Source organism: Mesorhizobium sp. WSM4844 (assembly GCF_055811775.1).
In genome coordinates this window covers 1-18739 of the sequence record NZ_JBVVQB010000030.1, presented here as the reverse complement: position 1 = coordinate 18739, position 18739 = coordinate 1, and the positions used below count along the sequence as shown (strand labels likewise).

At 62.5% G+C, this 18739-nt stretch carries 23 protein-coding genes; 12 read left to right on the top strand and 11 right to left on the bottom strand.

Annotated features, from left to right (window positions below):
- Nucleotides 1-223 precede the first annotated feature (223 nt).
- A complete protein-coding gene (locus tag AC0L2A_RS21950; RefSeq protein ID WP_236386729.1) occupies nucleotides 224-2425 on the top strand; it encodes an RNA degradosome polyphosphate kinase in 2202 nt (733 codons plus the stop codon).
- Nucleotides 2425-3960 (top strand): exopolyphosphatase, encoded by a 1536-nt coding sequence (gene ppx, locus AC0L2A_RS21945; protein ID WP_473610619.1) that lies wholly within the window; start codon nucleotides 2425-2427, stop codon nucleotides 3958-3960. Before AC0L2A_RS21950 ends, ppx begins: the two co-directional genes overlap by 1 nt.
- 63 nt (nucleotides 3961-4023) lie before the next feature.
- Here ppx and AC0L2A_RS21940 read toward each other — a convergent pair whose 3' ends face one another.
- The 4 genes from AC0L2A_RS21940 to AC0L2A_RS21925 form a co-directional block, all read right to left on the bottom strand.
- Nucleotides 4024-4446 (bottom strand): DoxX family protein, encoded by a 423-nt coding sequence (locus tag AC0L2A_RS21940; RefSeq protein ID WP_473610618.1) that lies wholly within the window; start codon nucleotides 4444-4446, stop codon nucleotides 4024-4026.
- 151 nt (nucleotides 4447-4597) lie between these two features.
- Complete coding sequence (locus AC0L2A_RS21935) at nucleotides 4598-5020, bottom strand: DoxX family protein (RefSeq protein WP_473610617.1); 423 nt, start codon at nucleotides 5018-5020, stop codon at nucleotides 4598-4600.
- Between the two features lie 123 nt (nucleotides 5021-5143).
- Entirely contained in the window at nucleotides 5144-6541 is a 1398-nt protein-coding gene (gene fumC / locus AC0L2A_RS21930; RefSeq protein WP_473610616.1) for a class II fumarate hydratase, read from the bottom strand.
- Between the two features lie 269 nt (nucleotides 6542-6810).
- A complete protein-coding gene (locus AC0L2A_RS21925) occupies nucleotides 6811-7581 on the bottom strand; it encodes an NIPSNAP family protein (protein WP_473610615.1) in 771 nt (256 codons plus the stop codon).
- Between the two features lie 95 nt (nucleotides 7582-7676).
- Here AC0L2A_RS21925 and AC0L2A_RS21920 point away from each other — a divergent pair, with 95 nt between their 5' ends.
- Nucleotides 7677-8363 (top strand): TetR/AcrR family transcriptional regulator, encoded by a 687-nt coding sequence (locus AC0L2A_RS21920; RefSeq protein WP_473610613.1) that lies wholly within the window; start codon nucleotides 7677-7679, stop codon nucleotides 8361-8363.
- A gap of 31 nt (nucleotides 8364-8394) precedes the next feature.
- Here AC0L2A_RS21920 and AC0L2A_RS21915 read toward each other — a convergent pair whose 3' ends face one another.
- Complete coding sequence (locus AC0L2A_RS21915; protein WP_473610612.1) at nucleotides 8395-8982, bottom strand: hypothetical protein; 588 nt, start codon at nucleotides 8980-8982, stop codon at nucleotides 8395-8397.
- A gap of 119 nt (nucleotides 8983-9101) precedes the next feature.
- Between AC0L2A_RS21915 and AC0L2A_RS21910 the strand changes: the two genes are divergently transcribed.
- Nucleotides 9102-10232 (top strand): metallophosphoesterase, encoded by a 1131-nt coding sequence (locus AC0L2A_RS21910; RefSeq protein ID WP_473610611.1) that lies wholly within the window; start codon nucleotides 9102-9104, stop codon nucleotides 10230-10232.
- Nucleotides 10233-10301: 69 nt separating this feature from the next.
- On the opposite strand, the gene AC0L2A_RS21905 is transcribed toward AC0L2A_RS21910, so the two are convergent.
- Nucleotides 10302-10481 carry a CsbD family protein gene (locus AC0L2A_RS21905; RefSeq protein WP_473610609.1) on the bottom strand — a complete coding sequence of 60 codons (180 nt, stop codon included), beginning with the start codon at nucleotides 10479-10481 and terminating at the stop codon, nucleotides 10302-10304.
- A gap of 269 nt (nucleotides 10482-10750) precedes the next feature.
- Nucleotides 10751-11005 carry a hypothetical protein gene (locus tag AC0L2A_RS21900; RefSeq protein WP_473610608.1) on the bottom strand — a complete coding sequence of 85 codons (255 nt, stop codon included), beginning with the start codon at nucleotides 11003-11005 and terminating at the stop codon, nucleotides 10751-10753.
- Between the two features lie 43 nt (nucleotides 11006-11048).
- Here AC0L2A_RS21900 and AC0L2A_RS21895 point away from each other — a divergent pair, with 43 nt between their 5' ends.
- The 5 genes from AC0L2A_RS21895 (at nucleotide 11049) to AC0L2A_RS21875 (ending at nucleotide 12797) form a co-directional block, all read left to right on the top strand.
- Nucleotides 11049-11258: a cold-shock protein gene (locus AC0L2A_RS21895; RefSeq protein ID WP_010915421.1), complete on the top strand. Its 210-nt coding sequence runs from the start codon at nucleotides 11049-11051 to the stop codon at nucleotides 11256-11258.
- Between the two features lie 346 nt (nucleotides 11259-11604).
- A complete protein-coding gene (locus AC0L2A_RS21890) occupies nucleotides 11605-11832 on the top strand; it encodes a hypothetical protein (protein ID WP_287243968.1) in 228 nt (75 codons plus the stop codon).
- Nucleotides 11832-12239, top strand: coding sequence for a hypothetical protein (locus AC0L2A_RS21885; RefSeq protein WP_473492436.1), 408 nt, complete (start codon nucleotides 11832-11834; stop codon nucleotides 12237-12239). Before AC0L2A_RS21890 ends, AC0L2A_RS21885 begins: the two co-directional genes overlap by 1 nt.
- 1 nt (nucleotide 12240) lies before the next feature.
- Nucleotides 12241-12408 carry a hypothetical protein gene (locus AC0L2A_RS21880; protein ID WP_473610607.1) on the top strand — a complete coding sequence of 56 codons (168 nt, stop codon included), beginning with the start codon at nucleotides 12241-12243 and terminating at the stop codon, nucleotides 12406-12408.
- Between the two features lie 23 nt (nucleotides 12409-12431).
- Nucleotides 12432-12797, top strand: a complete 366-nt coding sequence (locus AC0L2A_RS21875) for a YkgJ family cysteine cluster protein (protein ID WP_473610605.1) — start codon at nucleotides 12432-12434, stop codon at nucleotides 12795-12797.
- 147 nt (nucleotides 12798-12944) lie between these two features.
- Here the strand turns inward: AC0L2A_RS21875 and AC0L2A_RS21870 are convergent, their stop codons facing one another.
- Nucleotides 12945-14249, bottom strand: coding sequence for a metal-dependent hydrolase family protein (locus tag AC0L2A_RS21870; RefSeq protein ID WP_473610604.1), 1305 nt, complete (start codon nucleotides 14247-14249; stop codon nucleotides 12945-12947).
- Between the two features lie 492 nt (nucleotides 14250-14741).
- Here AC0L2A_RS21870 and AC0L2A_RS21865 point away from each other — a divergent pair, with 492 nt between their 5' ends.
- A complete protein-coding gene (locus AC0L2A_RS21865) occupies nucleotides 14742-15353 on the top strand; it encodes a LysE family translocator (RefSeq protein ID WP_473610603.1) in 612 nt (203 codons plus the stop codon).
- 327 nt (nucleotides 15354-15680) lie between these two features.
- Here AC0L2A_RS21865 and AC0L2A_RS21860 read toward each other — a convergent pair whose 3' ends face one another.
- A complete protein-coding gene (locus tag AC0L2A_RS21860; RefSeq protein WP_473610601.1) occupies nucleotides 15681-16352 on the bottom strand; it encodes a VOC family protein in 672 nt (223 codons plus the stop codon).
- A 191-nt stretch (nucleotides 16353-16543) separates the two neighbouring features.
- On the opposite strand from AC0L2A_RS21860, the gene AC0L2A_RS21855 reads away from it, so the two are divergent.
- Nucleotides 16544-16798: a hypothetical protein gene (locus AC0L2A_RS21855; RefSeq protein WP_473610600.1), complete on the top strand. Its 255-nt coding sequence runs from the start codon at nucleotides 16544-16546 to the stop codon at nucleotides 16796-16798.
- Between the two features lie 12 nt (nucleotides 16799-16810).
- Here AC0L2A_RS21855 and AC0L2A_RS21850 read toward each other — a convergent pair whose 3' ends face one another.
- Together AC0L2A_RS21850 and AC0L2A_RS21845 are read right to left on the bottom strand one after the other, a co-directional pair.
- Nucleotides 16811-17197 (bottom strand): nuclear transport factor 2 family protein, encoded by a 387-nt coding sequence (locus AC0L2A_RS21850; protein ID WP_473610598.1) that lies wholly within the window; start codon nucleotides 17195-17197, stop codon nucleotides 16811-16813.
- 17 nt (nucleotides 17198-17214) lie between these two features.
- A complete protein-coding gene (locus tag AC0L2A_RS21845) occupies nucleotides 17215-17664 on the bottom strand; it encodes an OsmC family protein (protein ID WP_473610597.1) in 450 nt (149 codons plus the stop codon).
- A 118-nt stretch (nucleotides 17665-17782) separates the two neighbouring features.
- On the opposite strand from AC0L2A_RS21845, the gene AC0L2A_RS21840 reads away from it, so the two are divergent.
- Nucleotides 17783-18382, top strand: a complete 600-nt coding sequence (locus AC0L2A_RS21840) for a TetR/AcrR family transcriptional regulator (RefSeq protein WP_473610596.1) — start codon at nucleotides 17783-17785, stop codon at nucleotides 18380-18382.
- The last annotated feature ends 357 nt before the right edge of the window (nucleotides 18383-18739 follow it).

The following is an 18739-nucleotide window of genomic DNA, read 5'->3' as shown; positions in this document are numbered from 1 at the left end:
CCTGGATTGCATCTGGATCATAAGCAGTCTCTTTGCAAGATCGATGAAATCAAACTGTCGTAAAAGCCTGTCACAGGATAAGCTAAGCCGGTTAAGGCATGGCCCCGAAACCGAATTCGGTTTTGCTGGGGATCATGCGTAGCTTAAGTGGCGGGAGCGTCCTTTTGCGCGTCCGCAAAGACGCGCGACGCTGTGGCCAGCGGGTGCGAAACGAGCAGGAACCATGAACGAACTAAAGCCGGTGCAGAGCGAATTCACCACTGTCGAGGTGGCGAGCCCAGAGGGCGGCAACCCGGATCGGTTCGTCAACCGCGAGTTTTCCTGGCTGCAATTCAACCGCCGCGTCCTCGAAGAATCGCTGAACGCCAACCATCCGCTGCTCGAGCGGGTCCGCTTCCTGTCGATTTCGGCCGCCAATCTCGACGAGTTCTTCATGGTCCGTGTCGCCGGTCTCGCCGGCCAGGTTCGCGAAGGCATCACGCTGAAGAGCGCGGACGGCCGCACCCCCGAACAACAGCTGGAACAATTGCTGCGCGAGGTCGAGCGCCTGCAGGAGGACCAGCAGAACAGCCTATCCGCTCTGATGCTGCTGCTCGACAAGGAAGGCATCGAGAGCATCAGCCGCGATGGGCTGACCAAGGACGAGAAGACCTGGCTCGAGGATCATTTCCAGGAGCAGGTGTTTCCGGTGCTCACACCGCTGTCGATCGACCCGGCGCATCCGTTCCCGTTCATTCCCAATCTCGGCTTCTCGATGGCGCTGCAACTGCGCCACCGCAGGAATGGCGAGGAGATGAGCGCGCTGTTGCGTCTGCCGGTGGCGCTGAAGCGCTTCATCCGCTTGCCTGACCGCAAGCATCATGTCCGCTTCATTCCGCTGGAAGAAGCGGTCGGCCTCTATATCGGCAAGCTGTTCCCCGGCTACGAGGTCAAGGGCTCCGGTACCTTCCGCATCATCCGCGACAGTGACATCGAGGTCGAGGAGGAGTCCGAGGATCTCGTGCGCCTGTTCGAGACGGCGCTGAAACGGCGTCGTCGCGGCTCGGTCATCCGCATCGAATTCGACAAGCTGATGCCGGCCGAACTGCGCGAGTTCGTCGCCGGCGAGCTTGGCGTCTCGTCGAGCCGGATCAGCGTGCTCACCGGTCCGCTGGCGCTCAGCCAGATTTCCGAGATCGTCGCCATCGCCCGCGACGATCTCAAATTCAAGCCTTACAATCCGCGCTTTCCCGAACGCATCCGCGAGCACGGCGGCGACTGTTTCGCCGCCATCCGCGAGAAGGACATCATCGTTCATCACCCCTACGAATCCTTCGACGTGGTGGTGCAGTTCCTGCGCCAGGCGATGGCCGATCCCGAAGTGGTGGCGATCAAGCAGACGCTCTATCGCACCTCGAACGACAGCCCGATCGTGCGCGCTTTGGTCGACGCGGCGGAGGCCGGCAAGTCGGTGACCGCGCTGGTCGAGCTCAAGGCGCGTTTCGACGAGGAAGCCAACATCCGCTGGGCGCGCGACCTCGAGCGCGCCGGCGTTCAGGTCGTGTTCGGCTTCCTCGAACTGAAGACCCACGCGAAAATGTCGCTGGTGGTGCGGCGCGAGGACGGCAAGCTGCGCAACTATGTGCATCTCGGCACCGGCAACTACCATCCGGTCACCGCGCGCATCTACACCGACTTGTCCTTCTTCACCACCGCTCCGACAATCGCCCGCGATGTCGCCCAGCTGTTCAATTTTATCACCGGCTACGCCGAGCCGACCGAGGAGATGCGGCTGGCCATCTCGCCGTTCACGCTGCGCAAGCGCATCCTCAAGCACATTTCGGACGAGATTGGCCATGCGCTGGAGGGCAGGCCGGCCCGCATCTGGATGAAGATGAATTCGCTGGTCGACCCGATCATCATCGATGCGCTCTATGACGCCAGCCGCGCCGGCGTCGAGATCGATCTCGTCGTGCGCGGCATCTGCTGCCTGAGGCCCCAAGTGCCGGGCCTGTCGGAAAACATAAGGGTCAAGTCGATCGTCGGCCGCTTCCTCGAACACAGCCGAATCTATTGTTTCGGCAACGGCCATGGACTGCCGTCGGACGGGGCGATCGTCTACATCTCATCGGCCGATTTGATGCCGCGCAATCTCGACCGCCGCGTCGAAACCATGGTGCCGATCACCAATCCAACGGTGCATGAACAAGTCCTCGGCCAGATCATGCTGGGCAACATCATGGACAACCAGCAAAGTTTCGACGTATTGGCTGACGGAACCTCCCGGCGCGCCACGCTCGAGGAGGGCGAGGAACCGTTCAACGCGCAGGAATATTTCATGACCAATCCGAGCCTCTCCGGACGCGGCGATGCGCTGAAATCGCATGCGCCCAAGCGCATCGCGCAGTTCAAGCGCCGCAAGAAAAACGCCGCAGCGACCGGCTGATGATTTCAACGTCCCAGGGCCGGCTTCAGGACCGCCGACCGCTGTCCATCATCGACATCGGGTCGAACTCGATCCGGCTTGTCGTCTATGAGGGGCTGGCGCGCTCGCCAACCACGCTGTTCAACGAAAAGATGCTGGCCGGCCTCGGTCGCGGCATCGTCTCGACCGGAAAGCTCGATCCCGAGGCGGTGACCCGTTCGATGGAGGAGTTTCGGCGTTTCCGTGCGCTGTCCGAGCAGGCCGGCGCCGAGCATATGTATGTGCTGGCGACCGCCGCCGCCCGCGAGGCGGTCAACGGCCCCGATTTCATCCACCGCGCCGAAGATGTGCTCAAGACCGAGGTCCAGGTGCTGAGCGGGCGCCAGGAAGCCCACTATTCCGCGCTTGGCGTCATTTCCGGCTTCCACCCGGCCAACGGCATCGCCGGCGACCTCGGCGGCGGCAGCCTCGAACTGGTCGACGTCGATGGCGAGGCAATCGGCGACGGCATTACGCTGCCGCTGGGTGGCCTGCGCCTGCAGGACATGGCCAAGAACTCACTGGCCCAGGCGGCAAAGATAGCGCGCGACGAACTCGCGAAGGCAAGGCTGCTGAAAGGCGGGCAGGGCAGGCCGTTCTATGCCGTCGGCGGCACCTGGCGAAACCTCGCTCGGCTGTACATGGAAATGACCAGCTATCCGCTGAGCGTCATGCACCATTACGAGATCGGCATCGACAGCGCTGCGAACTTCCTCAAGCAGGTCGCCAAGGGCGAGATCGAGAAGATAAGGGGTATCGAAGGCGTCTCGAAGAACCGCCGCTCGCTGCTGCCTTATGGCGCCATCGTGCTGCAGGAGATCATGGCGGCGATGCAGCCGTCAAAGATCATCGTCTCGGCGCTGGGCGTGCGCGAGGGCTTTCTCTATTCGCTGCTCGACAAAGCCGAGCAGAAGGCGGATCCGCTGATCTCGGCCTCGGAGGAACTCGCCCGGCTGCGTTCGCGCTCGGTCACCCACGCGCATGAGCTTGTCGAGTGGACGGGCAAGACCTTCGCCGCCTTCGGCATCGAGGAGACGGTCGACGAGGCGCGCTACCGCCAGGCCGCCTGCCTGCTTGCCGACATCGGCTGGCGCGCGCATCCCGAATATCGCGGCAAGCAATCGCTCAACATCATTGCCCACGCCTCCTTCATCGGCGTCGACCATCCCGGCCGCGCCTTCCTGGCGCTGGCCAACGCCTACCGTCATGATGGCGTCTTCAACGAATCGATCGCGCCGGAAATCAAGGCACTGGCAACGCCGCGCTATATCGAGCGCGCCCGTGTGCTGGCCGCGGTGATGCGCGTCGTCTACCTGCTGACGGCGGCAATGCCGGGCGTCATGCCGCGGTTGAAATGGGAGAGGCGCGGCAATGGCGTGCTGGCGCTGGTGCTGCCGGCGTCGCTGGCCGACCTTTACGGCGAGCGGCCGGCCGGGCGACTGGCGCAGCTGGCGAGGGTCACCAATCGCCGGCTGGTGCTGGCGGTCGAGGGCGGCCCCACTATGCCAGCCAAGTAGTCTGGCTCAGTCAAGTAATTCGGCTCGGTCAAATAATTCGGCTCAGTCCGGCAGTTGTGTCGGTCAAGTCGTTTCAGCGCCGATCCGAAGCATCCGCCCGTCGATCGAGTAGGCGCCGGCGCCTGCCATTGCCAGCGCCAGAAAACCGCCCGATAGCGCGATGTCCTTCATCAGCATCTGCGAATGCATGAAGGTCAGCGTCGGATCGTCGCCGCCCTGGCCATAGTGGCCGATGAAGCCTGCCGCGATGCAGAAAGCGGCAAGCAGGAGCGCCGCGATCGGCGTCTTGAGGCCGACGAGGATGAGCAGTCCGGCGATCAATTCGAACAGCCCCGTCGCCCAGGCTGCGAGCGTCGGCAGCGGCAGGCCAAGGCCGGAAAAATAGCCCGATGTGCCAGCAATGTCGGTAAGCGCGTGAAAGCCGGACGGAACGAATAGAGCGGCGAGCAGCAGCCGCGAAAGCAGAAGCAGCGCATCGCGCGGCATTGGTCACCTCCGACGTCGGCGGCGGTTGGCTTCACCCCGACACCTCATCCTAGCAGAAAGTCCGGCCGGCTGATCGACGGGCATAAACCGACAACGAAAAAGGGACGCGGAAAATTCCGCGCCCCTTGCTGCAAGTGGTTTCTGGACCGCTTCAGCCGCGCTTGCCGTCGACCGAATAGGCGCCGGCGCCCGAGGAAGCCAGCACGAGGAAGCCGCCGGCAATCGCCAGGTTCTTCATGAAGCTGATCATCTGCATCTGATCGGCCCAGCCGGTGTGGGCGACCAATCCCGTGGCGACGGTGAAGATTGCCAGCACCCAGGCGGTGATCCGGGTCTGAAAGCCGATGAGGATGGCGAGGCCGCCGAGCAGCTCGAGCAGCCCGACGACAATCGCCGTCACGGTCGGCATCGGCAGACCCATGCTGCCGAAGTAACCGGCGGTGCCGGCGATCGCAGTGAGCTTGCCGAAACCGGAAAGCACGAAGATGACCGAAAGCAGGATACGGCCGAGCAGGATGCTGCCTGAGGCATTGGATACGGTGCCGGAACCGGCAACGGTCGTGTTGGTGGACATGATGGGCTCTCTCCGGGAGGGGTTGTGGTGCCCACCCACATAGAGCAGGGCGACTGTTCACCAAAGATGCAGATTTGGTTACAGATTGTTCACCGCAGTAAAGTTTTTGCGATCAGCGCAAGATCATCCCGGATGCGTCATCTCCTCTGGCCGAACCAGGCGGTCGTAGTCGGCTTCGCTGACCAGCCCGGTGGCAAGCGCTTCCTCACGCAGGGTTGTGCCGTTCTTGTGAGCGGTCTTGGCGATCTTGGCGGCGTTGTCGTAGCCGATGGTCGGCGCCAGTGCTGTCACCAGCATCAGCGAACGGTCGAGGGCGGCCTTGATATTGTCTTCCCGCGCCTCGATGCCGACGACGCAATTGTCGGTGAACGAGATGGAGGCGTCGGCGAGCAGTTGCACCGACTGCAGGAAATTGTAGGCCATCAGCGGGTTGTAGACGTTGAGCTCGAAATGGCCCTGGCTGCCGGCGAAGGTCACGGCCGCATTGTTGCCGAACACCTGGATGCAGACCTGGGTCATCGCCTCGCACTGGGTGGGATTGACCTTGCCCGGCATGATCGACGAACCGGGCTCGTTTTCCGGTAGCGACAGTTCACCAAGGCCGGAGCGCGGGCCGGAGCCGAGCAGACGAATGTCGTTGGCAATCTTGAACAGGGCGCCGGCGCAGGCGTTGATGGCGCCATGCGAGAACACCATGGAATCATGCGCCGCCAGCGCCTCGAACTTGTTTGGCGCGGTGACGAAGGCGATGCCGGTGATCGCGGCGATGCGATCCGCCACTCTCTCGGCAAAGCCGACCGGCGCGTTGAGGCCGGTGCCGACGGCCGTGCCGCCTTGCGCCAGTTCCTGCAGGCCGGGCAGCGTCATCTCGATGCGTTTGATCGAGGAGGCGACCTGCGCGGCATAGCCCGAAAATTCCTGGCCAAGGGTGAGGGGCGTCGCGTCCTGCGTGTGGGTGCGGCCGATCTTGACGATGTGGGCGAATGCTTTGGTCTTGGTCTCCAGCGCGGCGTGCAAATGCCTGAGCGCCGGCAACAAATCGTGCACGATGCGCTCGGCGCAGGCGATGTGCATGGCCGTCGGATAGGTATCGTTCGACGACTGGCTCATATTGACGTGGTCGTTGGGATGCACCGGTTTCTTCGACCCCATGACACCGCCCAGCAGTTCGATCGCCCGGTTGGAGATCACCTCGTTGGCGTTCATGTTGGATTGCGTGCCCGAGCCGGTCTGCCAGACGACCAGCGGGAAATGATCGTTCAGCTTGCCGTCGATGACTTCCTGAGAGGCTTCGATGATCGCCCTGCCGATGGCCGGGTCGAGCCGCTTCAGCTCCATATTGGTTTCGGCCGCCGCCTGCTTGACGATGCCGAGCGCGCGAACGATCGACGCCGGCTGCTTTTCCCAGCCGATTTTGAAATTGCCCAGCGAACGCTGCGCCTGCGCGCCCCAGTAACGATCGGCGGCAACCTCGATGGGACCGAACGTGTCGGATTCGGTTCTGGTCTCTGGCGCGCTCACATGTCTCTCCGGATTGCAATTTGCAAACGGCCTATCGCGTTGCACAAATGGCTTCAAGCGGAGATTGCGGGCGACAAGGATGCAAATCGGTTGAAGAGGGGGGACTCTTCCTTCTCCCCTTGTGGGAGAAGGTGGCCTCGCGAAGCGAGGTCGGATGAGGGGTGCTCCAGCTTGGCACCGACAGCACTCCGTCCAACACCCCTCATCCGGCTCGGCGCTGCGCGCCGATCCACCTTCTCCCACAAGGGGAGAAGGAAGAAGTTTGCCGCTCACCGCCCAAGCAGCGATCGTGCGGTTGGAGATAGGCGCAGCGTTTCCGTCGGTCTGGCCAGGCTCGACTGCAATGCCTGCCAGGCCGGCGCCGCGGCAAGCGCGGCTTCAACGCTTTCGTGGGCGTCCGCGCTGTCGAAGGCGGCGACGCTGATGAAGACATTTTCGCCTGATCGCACCGGCAGGCGGGGAAAGCTGTTTTCGGCATGTTCGGAGACAAACGCAGCAAGCGGCCGCGCGCCAAGTGCCGCCAACACGGCAATCGCGTCGGTTTTGAAGCGGCTGGCGAAGTCGGCTTCGGCGCCGTGCCGCAGATGATGAATCTTGATTATAACAATATCCGACAAGCGATTGTCTCCGCTTGGTTTTTCGTAACCAGCCAAGGCTGCTCGTTGCGATCCCGACAGATCGAATCCGGCGCCGGGCCATGCCGGTTTCAGCAACAGCACGTCATCGGAGGAGATCATCGTGGCGTTGGCGGCGTCGCGCCAGGCGGCCCATACGGGCCCCTCATAGAACGCGGTCAGTGCATTTTTCCGCGCTTCCATACCCTCGAAGCCGCGCAGCCAGATGAACATGTCAGGCCGGTCGAGATCGCGAAACTGACCGATGATGGTCATGTCAGCCGCTTCCTGACCCTCGATGAGGTGACCGTCGAAGATCCCGATCAGCGTGTCGCGCCGGCCAGGTTTCAGCGTGTATTGCCTGAGCTCGACGACCGGCGAGGCGTTGAGGCCGGATTTGGACGCGGCATTCAGGGGCAGGCTCATCGCGCAATCTCCAAAACAGGGCGTTCATCCTGTTTTATAAACAGACCGGTTGTCCTGTTTTGTCAATCTGCTATCGTTGAAAAATGTCAGCAGAGATGACCGCTCGCCCAAAGGCGCAGCCCGGCAAACGGACCAACGACCCGGAAGGCCTGCGCAAACGCGTGCTCGATGTCGCCGAAGCCTTGTTTCAGGCGCGCGGCTACCATGCCTCCAGCCTCGGCGACCTGATGGCCGCGGCAGGCGTCACCGGCGGCGCGCTGCATCATCACTTCCCGACCAAGAAGGCGCTGGCCCTGGCGGTGATCGAGGAGCGGGTCGCCGCAGCCGTCGAAGCAACATGGATCGCGCCGGTGCAGGCGGCAGGCTCGGCGCGCGAGGGCGTGCGCAGCGTGTTCGAGGCCGTGGCCGCGGAACTGGAGCAACAGGGTTTCGTGCGCGGCTGCCCGCTCAACAACCTGGCGCATGAATTGTCGCTTGCCGATCCGGATTTCCGCACCGCCCTTGCCGGCATTTTTTCGGCGTGGCGCCAGGCGATCGCCGCCAAGGTCGGGGCCGACCAGCAAGCGGGCAGGGAGCAGGACACCGATCCGCAGCGTTTCGCGGCACTCGCGGTCGCGACCTATTCCGGCGCCATGTCGATGGCCAAGACGACGCAGGATTCTGCTGTGCTGCGCGATTGCCTGAACGCGCTGGAGCAGGGAGTTTCCCCAGTTTCGTCATCCAAGGGCGAAGCAAGAGCGAAGCGACGTCGCAGGGTGCTGCGGCAGTACAAAGCCTTTTGATGCCGGAGTCGCCTTCTCCCCTGCCGGGGGGTTAATTCGGCAGCGGTTTGATGACCTCGTAGCCGACCACGCTTTCGGCGTTGGTGCCCTCGTCATAGCGCCTGGCCAGAACGGCCTGCAGATCGGGCGCATAGAGCGCGGTGAATTCATCCTGGGTCTTGCCGGCCCCGTTCTTGATCGTAAGCCTGACGGCGAGCACGTTGTATTTGCAGTCGCCCAGGCTGAACGTCTCCTTGCCTTTGACGCTGATCTCGAGCGTCTCGGTGCCCTTGGGCTGTTTGTTTGCAGCGAGGCGGACGAACACGGTCTTACTTTTCGCCCCGGCCTTGAGCGGAAACAGCTTTCTGAGATCCGAAAACGGGATCATCGCAAGCTGACCGGTCTCGCTGTCGCGAAACACCTCGATCAGACCGCCGAACAGAAACTGCGTCTGCGGCGATTGGGATTGGTATTCGTTGGCGACCGACACCATTCCACCCGCCGCCGGTCGAAACTCGCTGTGGATGCCGGGCCTTTCGAGAATGAATCCGGCCTTGGCGGCTTTGGCGTCAATGCACTCGGCACCATGAGCGGCGCTCGCCAGGATGGTAAGTGCCGTTGCGATGGATATAGTCTTCATAGCGTTTTCCCGCGCAAGTTGAGTCCTGACCTGAAGCAATGCCAGACCTGCGGCAGCGTGTCGACATACCGTTCGCGGCAACTGGACGAAGAGGCGCCGGCTGTGCTGAATTTCACGCCATGAATCGTATCTCGGCAGGATCACTCTCCCGGCGCCGCTTCCTGACGCAGGGAGCAGGGTTGGCCGCGGCCGGCGTCCTTGCGCGACCGGCGCTCGGACAGACCGGACAGCGCATTGCGCCTGTCGACGCCACCTTCCTGTTCGTCGCCGATGTCCATGCCTGCCGCATGGCCAGCGGGCTGAGCCCCAATTGCCAGCAGGAAGGCAAGACCGACGCCGCCTTGCTGCGCAGTGTCGCCGCGTTGAACGCCATTGGCGAGAAGCACTGGCCGGCCGAAATCAACGGCATCGCCACCGGCCTGCGCTCAGCCGGCAGCCGCATCGGCACGCCGCTCGGCCTCGTCGTCGGCGGCGACATGACCGACGACGGCGGCGGCCAGGTCATCCGGCCCAGCGAAGGCACGCAGTTGCTCCAGTTCAGCCAGCGTTTCCAGCAGGGCGTCGGCCCCGATCGCGTGCATGTGCCGGTCTATGTCGGCCTCGGCAACCACGATCTCGACCAGAACGGCCCGCCAAACCACGTCGACTGGTACCGCCGCGAATTGCGGGACTATGTCGAGGTCAACCATCGTGCCGGCGTGTTCTTCAAGCCGCCGGTGCCGGTGACCAGTTACGATGTCGACACCGACTGCTACTCGTGGGACTGGGGCGGCCTGCATCTAGTCCAGACGCACCGTTTCGCCGGCGACACCGGCCACGGCGCGGTCCCCGGCCTGCCATGGCTGAAGCAGGATCTGGCGACCTATGCAGCGGACGGCCGCCCCGTCATCCTGTTCCAGCACTATGGTTGGGATGTTTTCTCGATCGAACGGTGGGATGCCGCCAAAGGAACCTTCGACGATGAAGGCGCTGGCGCGCCGCACTGGTGGAGCGAGGCGGACCGGCAGGCGCTGCTGGCGGCGCTGAAGGGCTACAACGTCATCGGCATCTTCCATGGCCACCAGCACGAGACAGCGATGATCTACCGCAGCGATGGGCTCGACCTGTTCAAGCCGAAGGCCGCTTATATGGGCGGCTTCGCGCTGGCGCGGGTGAGCGGCGACAGCATGGACGTGGCGCTTGGCGAAGCCGTTGGCGACCATGGCGAGATCGCCTTCACCAACGCTTTCTCAAAGAGCCTGAATTTCTAACGGCAACTGAAGCAGACAGCGGACCGCTAAACCGCTTTCCTCATCGCTATCGAAACAACAGCGCAGGGTTCAGATCACCTTCCTGAGCTTGTGCTTGATGTCGCCATAGGCCTTCTGCATTTTGCCGGCGATCTTGTCGGCCACGCCTTCAGCCTGGACGCGCCTGTTGCCGGTGGCCTTGCCGGCGGCTTTCTTCACCGAGCCCTTGAGCTGCTTGGCTAGGCCCGCAATCTGCCTCTTGTTCACCATGGCCGCATCTCCCGGAATCTGCTTTTGGGAAACGGGTGGCTGGGTTTTCGGTTCCGGAGCCCTGCCTCGTCGGTCAATCAACAGGCCACGGCCTTTGGCCCTGACCGCCATGGCGATTGCTGCCCGGCATAAAAGAACGCCCCTCGCGCGTTTTATTGCACGGGAGGCGTCCTTTGTGTCAGCCTTTCCTGAGATTGCTCTCATGAACTGCTGGCGATATTTAAAATGCACGGATGCCAAGATGGTTCCCGGCATGGCGCGATTTTTTTTTACATTTTTAACAGCTGACGCTGGGCCCGGTTTTCGGCGTCAGATCCGCCGTCGAATTGGCTGCGCAGCCAGCGTGCCGCCATTGGCCCGCCGACGACGAAAGCAGACGGCGAAAGCAAAAAATTGACACGGCGCCAAAAGAAGTCTAAAAGCAATTCGTCGATATTTGTTTGACCGACTTTTGTTATCCGCGTGTCCAGGCGCGCCTTTGACGAACTTCCCCCATCAAAATCGAGACAAACGCTGTTGTGCATTCGCATGACTGCGAACGAATATTTGCCACGGAAAGGGTTCGTTATGAGCACAGGCACAGTTAAATGGTTCAATGCCACCAAGGGTTTCGGTTTTATTCAGCCTGACGACGGCTCGGCCGACGTTTTTGTCCACATCTCGGCCGTAGAGCGCGCCGGAATGCGCGACATCGTCGAGGGCCAGAAGCTCGGCTACGAGATGGTCCGCGACAACAAGTCGGGCAAGATGTCCGCCGATCAGTTGAAGGCGGCCTAAAACGGAATTCAGCCTCGCTGGTGACCACGGATGTACTGGCACCGGTGAACGGCAAATTCCAGCGCATGACCCCGGAAACACCGGTTTCCGGAAAGGATCATGCGCAGAATGAGCAAGTGCACGCGCGTTCAACCGGCCGCGCGGCGCTCCGGCGGAGGTCAGGCAATGCCTGGCCTTTTGCGTTTCGGGCGCCGCAAAGTTCGAAAAGAGCACCGCGCGTTCGCTTGAACGTGCTAAGGATGCTCCAGCAATTTGAAATCGACTGCCGTATTGCTTTGTGCGTGGTCCTGGTCGAAAGACCGGTCTCGCCATTTTCGGCATTACGCTCCGAACCGGGAGAAAGACCTTGACCGCCACTTCGAAGAAATCCCGCGACCACGCCGAATCCATCTTCAGCAAGACCCAGACCCAGTCCATGTCGCTCAACCGCATTATTTCCGAGCAGGATGCTGTCAGCCAGGCCCGGGAAGCCAAGACCGCGCGGCTGCGCGAACTGCGCCTGGAAAAGGAAGCTGACGAGCTGGCTGCAGCCGCCTCGCTCGCGGCCGCGCCGAAGCGCGCAGGCAAACGCTGATGGCCACCAAGCGCGTCCCGCAAGAGGCGATCGCCGCCGATTCGACCATCGCCGATGTCGTGGGAGCCCTCGACAAGCCGGTCGAGTATGTCCGGCGCGTGCTCGAAAAGCTCGAGCGGTGCAAGCGCGCCCATGGCGATGCCCAGGTCAGGCTCGGCGTGCGTGGCCGCTCCGAATGCCCGAACTATCTGATCGAGTATGTCCGCGAAAATGCCAAGACCCGTGAGCGCGTCACCCATCAGGATGCCGCCTATAGCGGCAGCACGCATCGCGAACTGGCACCCCGGCACATCGAGGAGGCCAGGAACTGGTCGCCCGAGGAAATGAACATCACGGCGGTCTCGGCGCTGATCGGCCGGCTTCGCAACCCGAATGCGCCATCATCGCGTTTCTCCGACGAGGATTGATATGGCCATAAAATTTTCCGCCAAGGATCAGCCGGCAGCAGCCGCTGCCACCGCAAAGCTGGCCAAGCCGGCCGCCGCGCCGAAAGCCGATGTCGCCGCCGAGGCAGCGACCGACCTGTTCAAGTCGCCGGCGGACGTGGTGTCGCGCAAGACCAGGAAGAAAAAATAGCGCCCTTGCCGAGCAACGCCGGTATGAATTCTGTTGCGTCAGGGCTGCTCGCCCTGGCGAGCGCCGGAGACTTTTCATCACTGGAGGAGCGCGCCGCCCCTCTCTTCGACTGCCAGAGCTGTGGCGCCTGCTGTTCCTATTCATCCGAATGGCCGCGCTTCTCGACCGAAGATGACGCGCAGCTCGACTTGATCCCGCAGAAATATGTGGCTGCCGACGAGGCCGGCATGCGTTGCGACGGCGTGCGCTGCTCGGCACTTTCCGGCGAGGTCGGCAAGTCGACCATTTGTGGCATCTACGAGGTCAGACCGGACGTCTGCCGCGCCTGCATGCCCGGTGGCGACGACTGCCTGATGGCGCGCAAGGCACATGGGCTGCCGGCGCTGTGACAACCGGCCCCGATAGGTCTCAGTTTGAATTCCAGCTCGGGGTTGGAAGCGACCATTCCTTGTCGCTCGGCTGTGGAATGCCAGCGCTCCGCGGCCGCCAGCAGGCCATCGGATGCGTCGAGTAGAGACGGGTGGCTCAGTCGTTCCTCACTGAGTCAGCGTGTTTTTGTAGATCAGGCCGTCCTTCATGATGATTTTGAAGTTGTTGGCAGGATCGGCCACCAGGTCGAGGTTCTCCAGCGGATTGCCTTCGACGAGCAGGAGGTCGGCGAGCGCGCCCTCTTCGATCACGCCGAGCTTTCCCGGATAGGGATTGCGAAGGCCCGACAGCGCGAGCAGCTCGGCATTGGTCCCGGTCGCCATGACGAGTGCTTCGGCAGGCGTGTACCAACGCACAAGCGACGCCAGGATTGCTCCCTGCTGCTTCGCCAGCGCGCGGGAGAACAGGACATCGGTGCCCCATGCCGTCTTGATCTTGTATTTCTTCGCGAGTTCGTAGGTCCTGCCGATGCCTGGCCACACCTCATCGGCCTTGGCTCGCTCGACCGAACCCTCTCGGAGGCCTGTCCTCATCAATTCGGGAAGCGGCTGCAAGCTCAGCCAAACGTCCTTTTCGGCGATCAGCTTGGCGGTTGCCTCGTCCATGAGGAAGCCGTGTTCGATGCACTTGACGCCAGCCGCGACAGCCTTCCGGATCGCATCCGAGGTGAAGGCGTGCGCGGCGACGTAGGTGCCCCAATTCTCGGCAATTTCAACGGCGGCCCGCAGTTCCGGCTCGGTGAAGGTGGTGACGTCGAGCGGGCTGTGGGGCGACGACACTCCACCGCCCGCTGTCAGCTTCAGCAGCGCGGCCCCCTGCATGAATTGCTCGCGGGCACGCAAACGCACCTCGTCGGGGCTGTCCACGACTATGCTGCCGCCGTTCCTCTCCATGGGGGTGAACAAGCCGCCGATCGTCCGGGGCAAGTCGCTGAGCTGGCGGAAATCCCCATGCCCGCTGGTCACGGTGATCATGGCTCCGGACGGATAGATGCGCGGTCCCGCGACGATGCCTTGATCTATCGCGCGCTTGAGGCCGAACACCGGCCCGCCCACGTCGCGAACGGTGGTGAAGCCGCGCATCAGCGTATCCGTCGCCTCGTCGCCGGCCGCAAGATTGGCGAAGCCGATGTCGCCCATCGCCTCTGCCGGGGTGGATGCAATCAGCATTGCGTGCCAATGCGCATCGATCAGCCCCGGCATCAGCGTTCGCCCGTTGCCGGCGATGCGCTGCGCGCCCTCGGCCGCGATGGGACTTGTCGAAATCCGCTCAATCAGCTTGCCCTGCACCAGCACACTCGACGGAGCCGAAAGTGCGGCGCCCTTCCCGTCGAAGATGCGGACGTTTTCGAAAAGCACGTCATCGGCGCTCGCGCTGGCGCAAAGTCCAAGCAGGAGAGCCGCCGCAAGCATTTGTCTGCCAGAGCGAAGCATCGTGAAAACCGGGCGCGCAACAAAGAACAACACAGCGGCGCAGGACAGGGCATGCGCCGCAACCTTGCCTTTCGTCAGCTCCTGCGATCCAAAGGATTTGTGACACATGACGATTATCCCGCTTCTGGAGAGGTGGTCACGGCGCAAGGACAAGTTTGTAGCTTACACGGCATCGGGTCAAGAAGTGTTCCGGACTGGCACCGGACTGGCCTCGTTCGCAGTGAAGGTGGTGTCCAAAATCAGGCCAATGCGATGACGGCAGGGCCAGCAGTGCAAGGTTTGCCTCAGGAAACGAGCTGACGATTCTGACGAAACGTCGCCTACGGGAGTTGGTTTTAAAATCCCGCCGAGGGATACCGCCCTGGGTCGTGACCCGAAATTCGAAATGAGGCACTAACGGTCCTCGGGCTGGCTTGTGCCCGCGCGTTTCGCTGGCTACCTTGCCGGCGGCAGGTCACCGGAGGACGCATCGTGAGCATCGAATTCTTGTTGACGTCGCTGATCGTCGTGGCTTCGCCCGGCACCGGCGTTCTCTATACGCTGAGCGCCGGACTTTCGCGTGGCGCGCGCGCCAGCATCATCGCTGCTTTCGGCTGCACGCTCGGCATCATTCCGCACATGGCGGCCGCCATCACCGGTCTGGCGGCGCTGCTGCACACCAGCGCGCTCGCCTTCGAGACGCTGAAATATCTGGGCGTCGCCTATCTGCTCTACATGGCGTGGAACACGCTGAAGGAGAGCGGCAGCTTGAACGTCGGGCAGGATGTCGCGCCGCGCACGACCGGCAAGGTGATCACCTCAGGCATCCTCATCAACATCCTCAACCCGAAGCTGTCGATTTTCTTCTTCGCCTTCCTGCCGCAGTTCGTCAGCACCACCGAACCGCATGCGCTGTCGAAGATGCTGGAGCTCAGCTCCGTCTTCATGCTTTTGACCTTCATCGTCTTTGTCGGCTACGGCATCTTCGCCGCCTCGATCCGCAGCCATGTCGTGTCGCGGCCGATGGTGCTCACCTGGATGCGCCGCACCTTCGCCGGCGCCTTCGTCGCGCTCGGCGCAAAACTGGCGCTGACCGAGCGGTAGAGCCGCCGGTGCTACCCCTTCATGTAGCCATCGCCTCGACGATCCGCCCGTTCCCGACGCGCATCAGGTTGACGCCGCGCAGCGAGTTGCCGTCGGCCATGAAATAGCGCCAGATGGAGGCCGCTTTGCGCCCGAAGATAAGAGCACGGTCGCTTGCAAGCGAGTCTGCCCGAGAAACATCAAAACGTTATCGCTAATGCCTCAAAGCGTGGTTGGTGCCGGGATGCGCACGCCCTGCACTTCGATCAAGCCGCCGAGGGCGCTGGCTCCTCGATCAAAGGGTTACTATTGCGTCGATGCTGTTTCAAATGACGTCGTGATCCATCCTTACAGCGGCAGCGGCTTGCCAGCCTGCTCGGCCACCATGTACTCGGCATACCAGTCCGGCCAGTTCTCATCACGCTGGCCGCCTGTCCGCTTCTCGTGCTCGCCATGGGCTGCAGACGCACGCCGGAGCGCGGCCGCGAGTTCGGCCGGCGAGACAAATGTGGTGTCGTCAGCGTCGACGCGGCCGGGCGCTCGCGCAGTGACCTCCTGCAACAGCCAGACATTTCCGGACGGATCGCTGAAGGAGGCCCACGAGGAGTAGCTGCGCCGCTCAGGGTCCGGACCGCTGACATGGCCTTCACTGCCGGCATAGTGGTAAACCTCGCTCACGTCGACACCGCGATCGGCGAGTTCGGCGCGCGCTGCCTCGATGTCTGACACGACGAGCTCGCCAACGCTTTCGAGGACATCGAGCTCGACCCGGGCGTAGGGCCCTGGGGTGACCCCTGAGCCGAAGACTATCGAACACGAGGAGCCCGGAGGCGTAAACTGGATGACACGAAATTCGTCGCCTGTGATGTCGGCGTCGAGCCTCCAACCCAAGCCGCCGTAAAATCGCTTGGCTCGATCGACGTCCGAAACGGGGATGACGACGACTTCGAGCTTGATGTCGACCCTTCGCGCTGACGGGGTTGCGATTGCGGCTTCGCCGCGCTCCTCAATATCATTCATGACGATCTCCTTGGGTTTGGATGCGTTGCGCTATCTTCAACGCCGCGCGCGCTGGCCGGTGCCCGTGGTGGCTGTTCATGCATGCAAGCGGGATTTGAGGCTACGGGGCCGCACCTATGCCGCCGAACCTCGCGATGCTCTTCTGGATGTGCACATATCCGATAGCGCGAACTCGCGCCCGCTAATCCGAGATGGACTTCGCGGCGGACGAACGCGCCCTACGTTTTGGCAGGCTGATCGCTGATCGGCAAAAAATATTGACGACTAAATTTGGTAGCATTCTTATTGAATTGCAGCAAATCAACTCCCAAAATCAAAGTCCAATCGAGGACGAGCGAACTTCCGCTGCGGGTCATGGACACGCCCTGCTGCAGAACCAGGATGCGCCGCACCTTCGCCGGCGCCTTCGTCGCGCTCGCGCAAAACTGGCGCTGACCGAGCGGTAGCGCCTGTTGGCGCTAGCCCTTGACGTATCCCATCGCTTCGACGATCAGCCCGTCCGCTACGCGCATCAGATTGACGCCACGGATGGAGTTGCCGTCGGCGGGCCAGTAGCGCCAGCGGATTGTCGCCCGTTCACCGGCGACGAACGTTTCTTCAACGTCGAAGCGGGTGCCGGGTTCGCTGGCGATCGCCGACCACAGCCGCACGCATGCCTCACGGCCGGCATGGCGGGCGCCATCCGGCGCCGGCACGGTGTTTTCGATGACGCAGTCCTCGGCCACCAGCTCGGCGAGCGCCGACGGATCATGAAGCTGGAACACGTCGTTGAAGCGCCGGATGATATCGGCCGTCTGTCTGGATTGGTCGTCGGGATGGACGACAATGATGCTATCCCGTTTCATCTCGGTACCTCCTGATTTCATTTTTCCGCAGCGGCGGCCGTGACGAGGTCGGCCCTGAGCCTGATATCAGCCACGCCCGCCAAAGCCCGGGAAACGAGGCAAGTTGCTTTCGCCGATTGGGCAAGGCGCTGGAATTCTTCGGGCGCCAGGCCCGGGATTTCGGCTTCCGTTTCAAGGTCGATGCGGGTGAGCGTCGGTCCGGCCGTGCTCGTGCCGAGATGCACCTTGGCGACGGTGTGAATCCGTACGGGGACATGGCCGCCGCTGCCCAGTATGGCGCTCAGCGCCATTGAAAAGCAGCCGGCATGCGCCGCCGCAATCAGTTCCTCGGGATTGGTGCCGGGACCGTTTTCGAAGCGCGACGGGAAGGAATAGGCGCCTTCGAAGACGCCGCTGCCGAGCCGCAGCCGGCCCGAGCCTTCTTTCAACGAACCCTGCCATTGGGCCTCTGCTTCACGAATGGTCATTTTGTCGTTCTCCTCTTCGATGGAATGGCGCCGAATATATAGACTGATCTACATATTATATAGACCGATTGTCATATTCGGCGCAAGCCTATAGTGCTCACTCCTGACAGAGGTTGACATGGCGAACGACACCCGCATCCGCATCATCGAGGCGACGGCGCTGCTGCTGAGGCAGCGCGGCTATCACGGCACCTCGCTCAACGACATCTTGAGCGCCTCCGGTGCGCCAAGAGGATCGCTCTACTTTCATTTTCCGGGTGGCAAGGACCAATTGGTCATCGAGGTGACGCGCGACAGCGTGGACAAGGTGTCTCGATGGCTTGGCGAAGAGCTGGCCGCCGAAAAAGATCCGGCGGTGGCTGTCCACCACATCTACCAGTCGGTCGCACGCATGCTGGAGGACAACCAGTTCACGCTCGGCTGTCCGATCGCACCCGTGGTGCTGGACTCGCCGGCCGACGTGCCGGACCTGGCCGAACTGTGCCGGTCGGCTTTCGAGCAATGGGTAGGCCTGCTGCAGGCGGCCTTCGTCAGGGCCGGGGTGCCCGAGCGCCGCGCCCGCGCCCTGGCGCTGCTTGTCGAATCATCGCTGGAGGGGCTGATGGTGATCGCGCGCGCCAGCCGCGACCGCGCCCCGGTGCTGGCGGTAGCCGATGAAGTCGCCGCGCTGATAGAGGGTGCATTGCCGGCCAAAGAGGTCGCTGTAACGGCGAGGTGACGGAAGCTGGTGCGGATGCCGCCAAAGGGCCCGAAGGCCGAACAAGAGATGGCTCCAGCCTGCGATCCATGTTCTGCACCGCCGCAACATTCAGAAGTAACGGCATGGATCCTAGGGTCTCCGCAACGTCGCTTCGCTCCTGCTCCGCCCTAGGATGACGAAGGCAATGTCGTTTCGGCTAATCTTCAGTTGGCGATATGCCATCAGCCGCGCGTCCCCACGGTTTTCGATTGCATTAGATGCCAATCTCCAACGCCTGTGATTGGCCACAGGTCAGTACGCCTTCGTCATCCTAGGGCGGAGCAGGAGCGAAGCGACGTTGCGGAGACCCTAGGATCCATGCCGTTACTTCTGAAT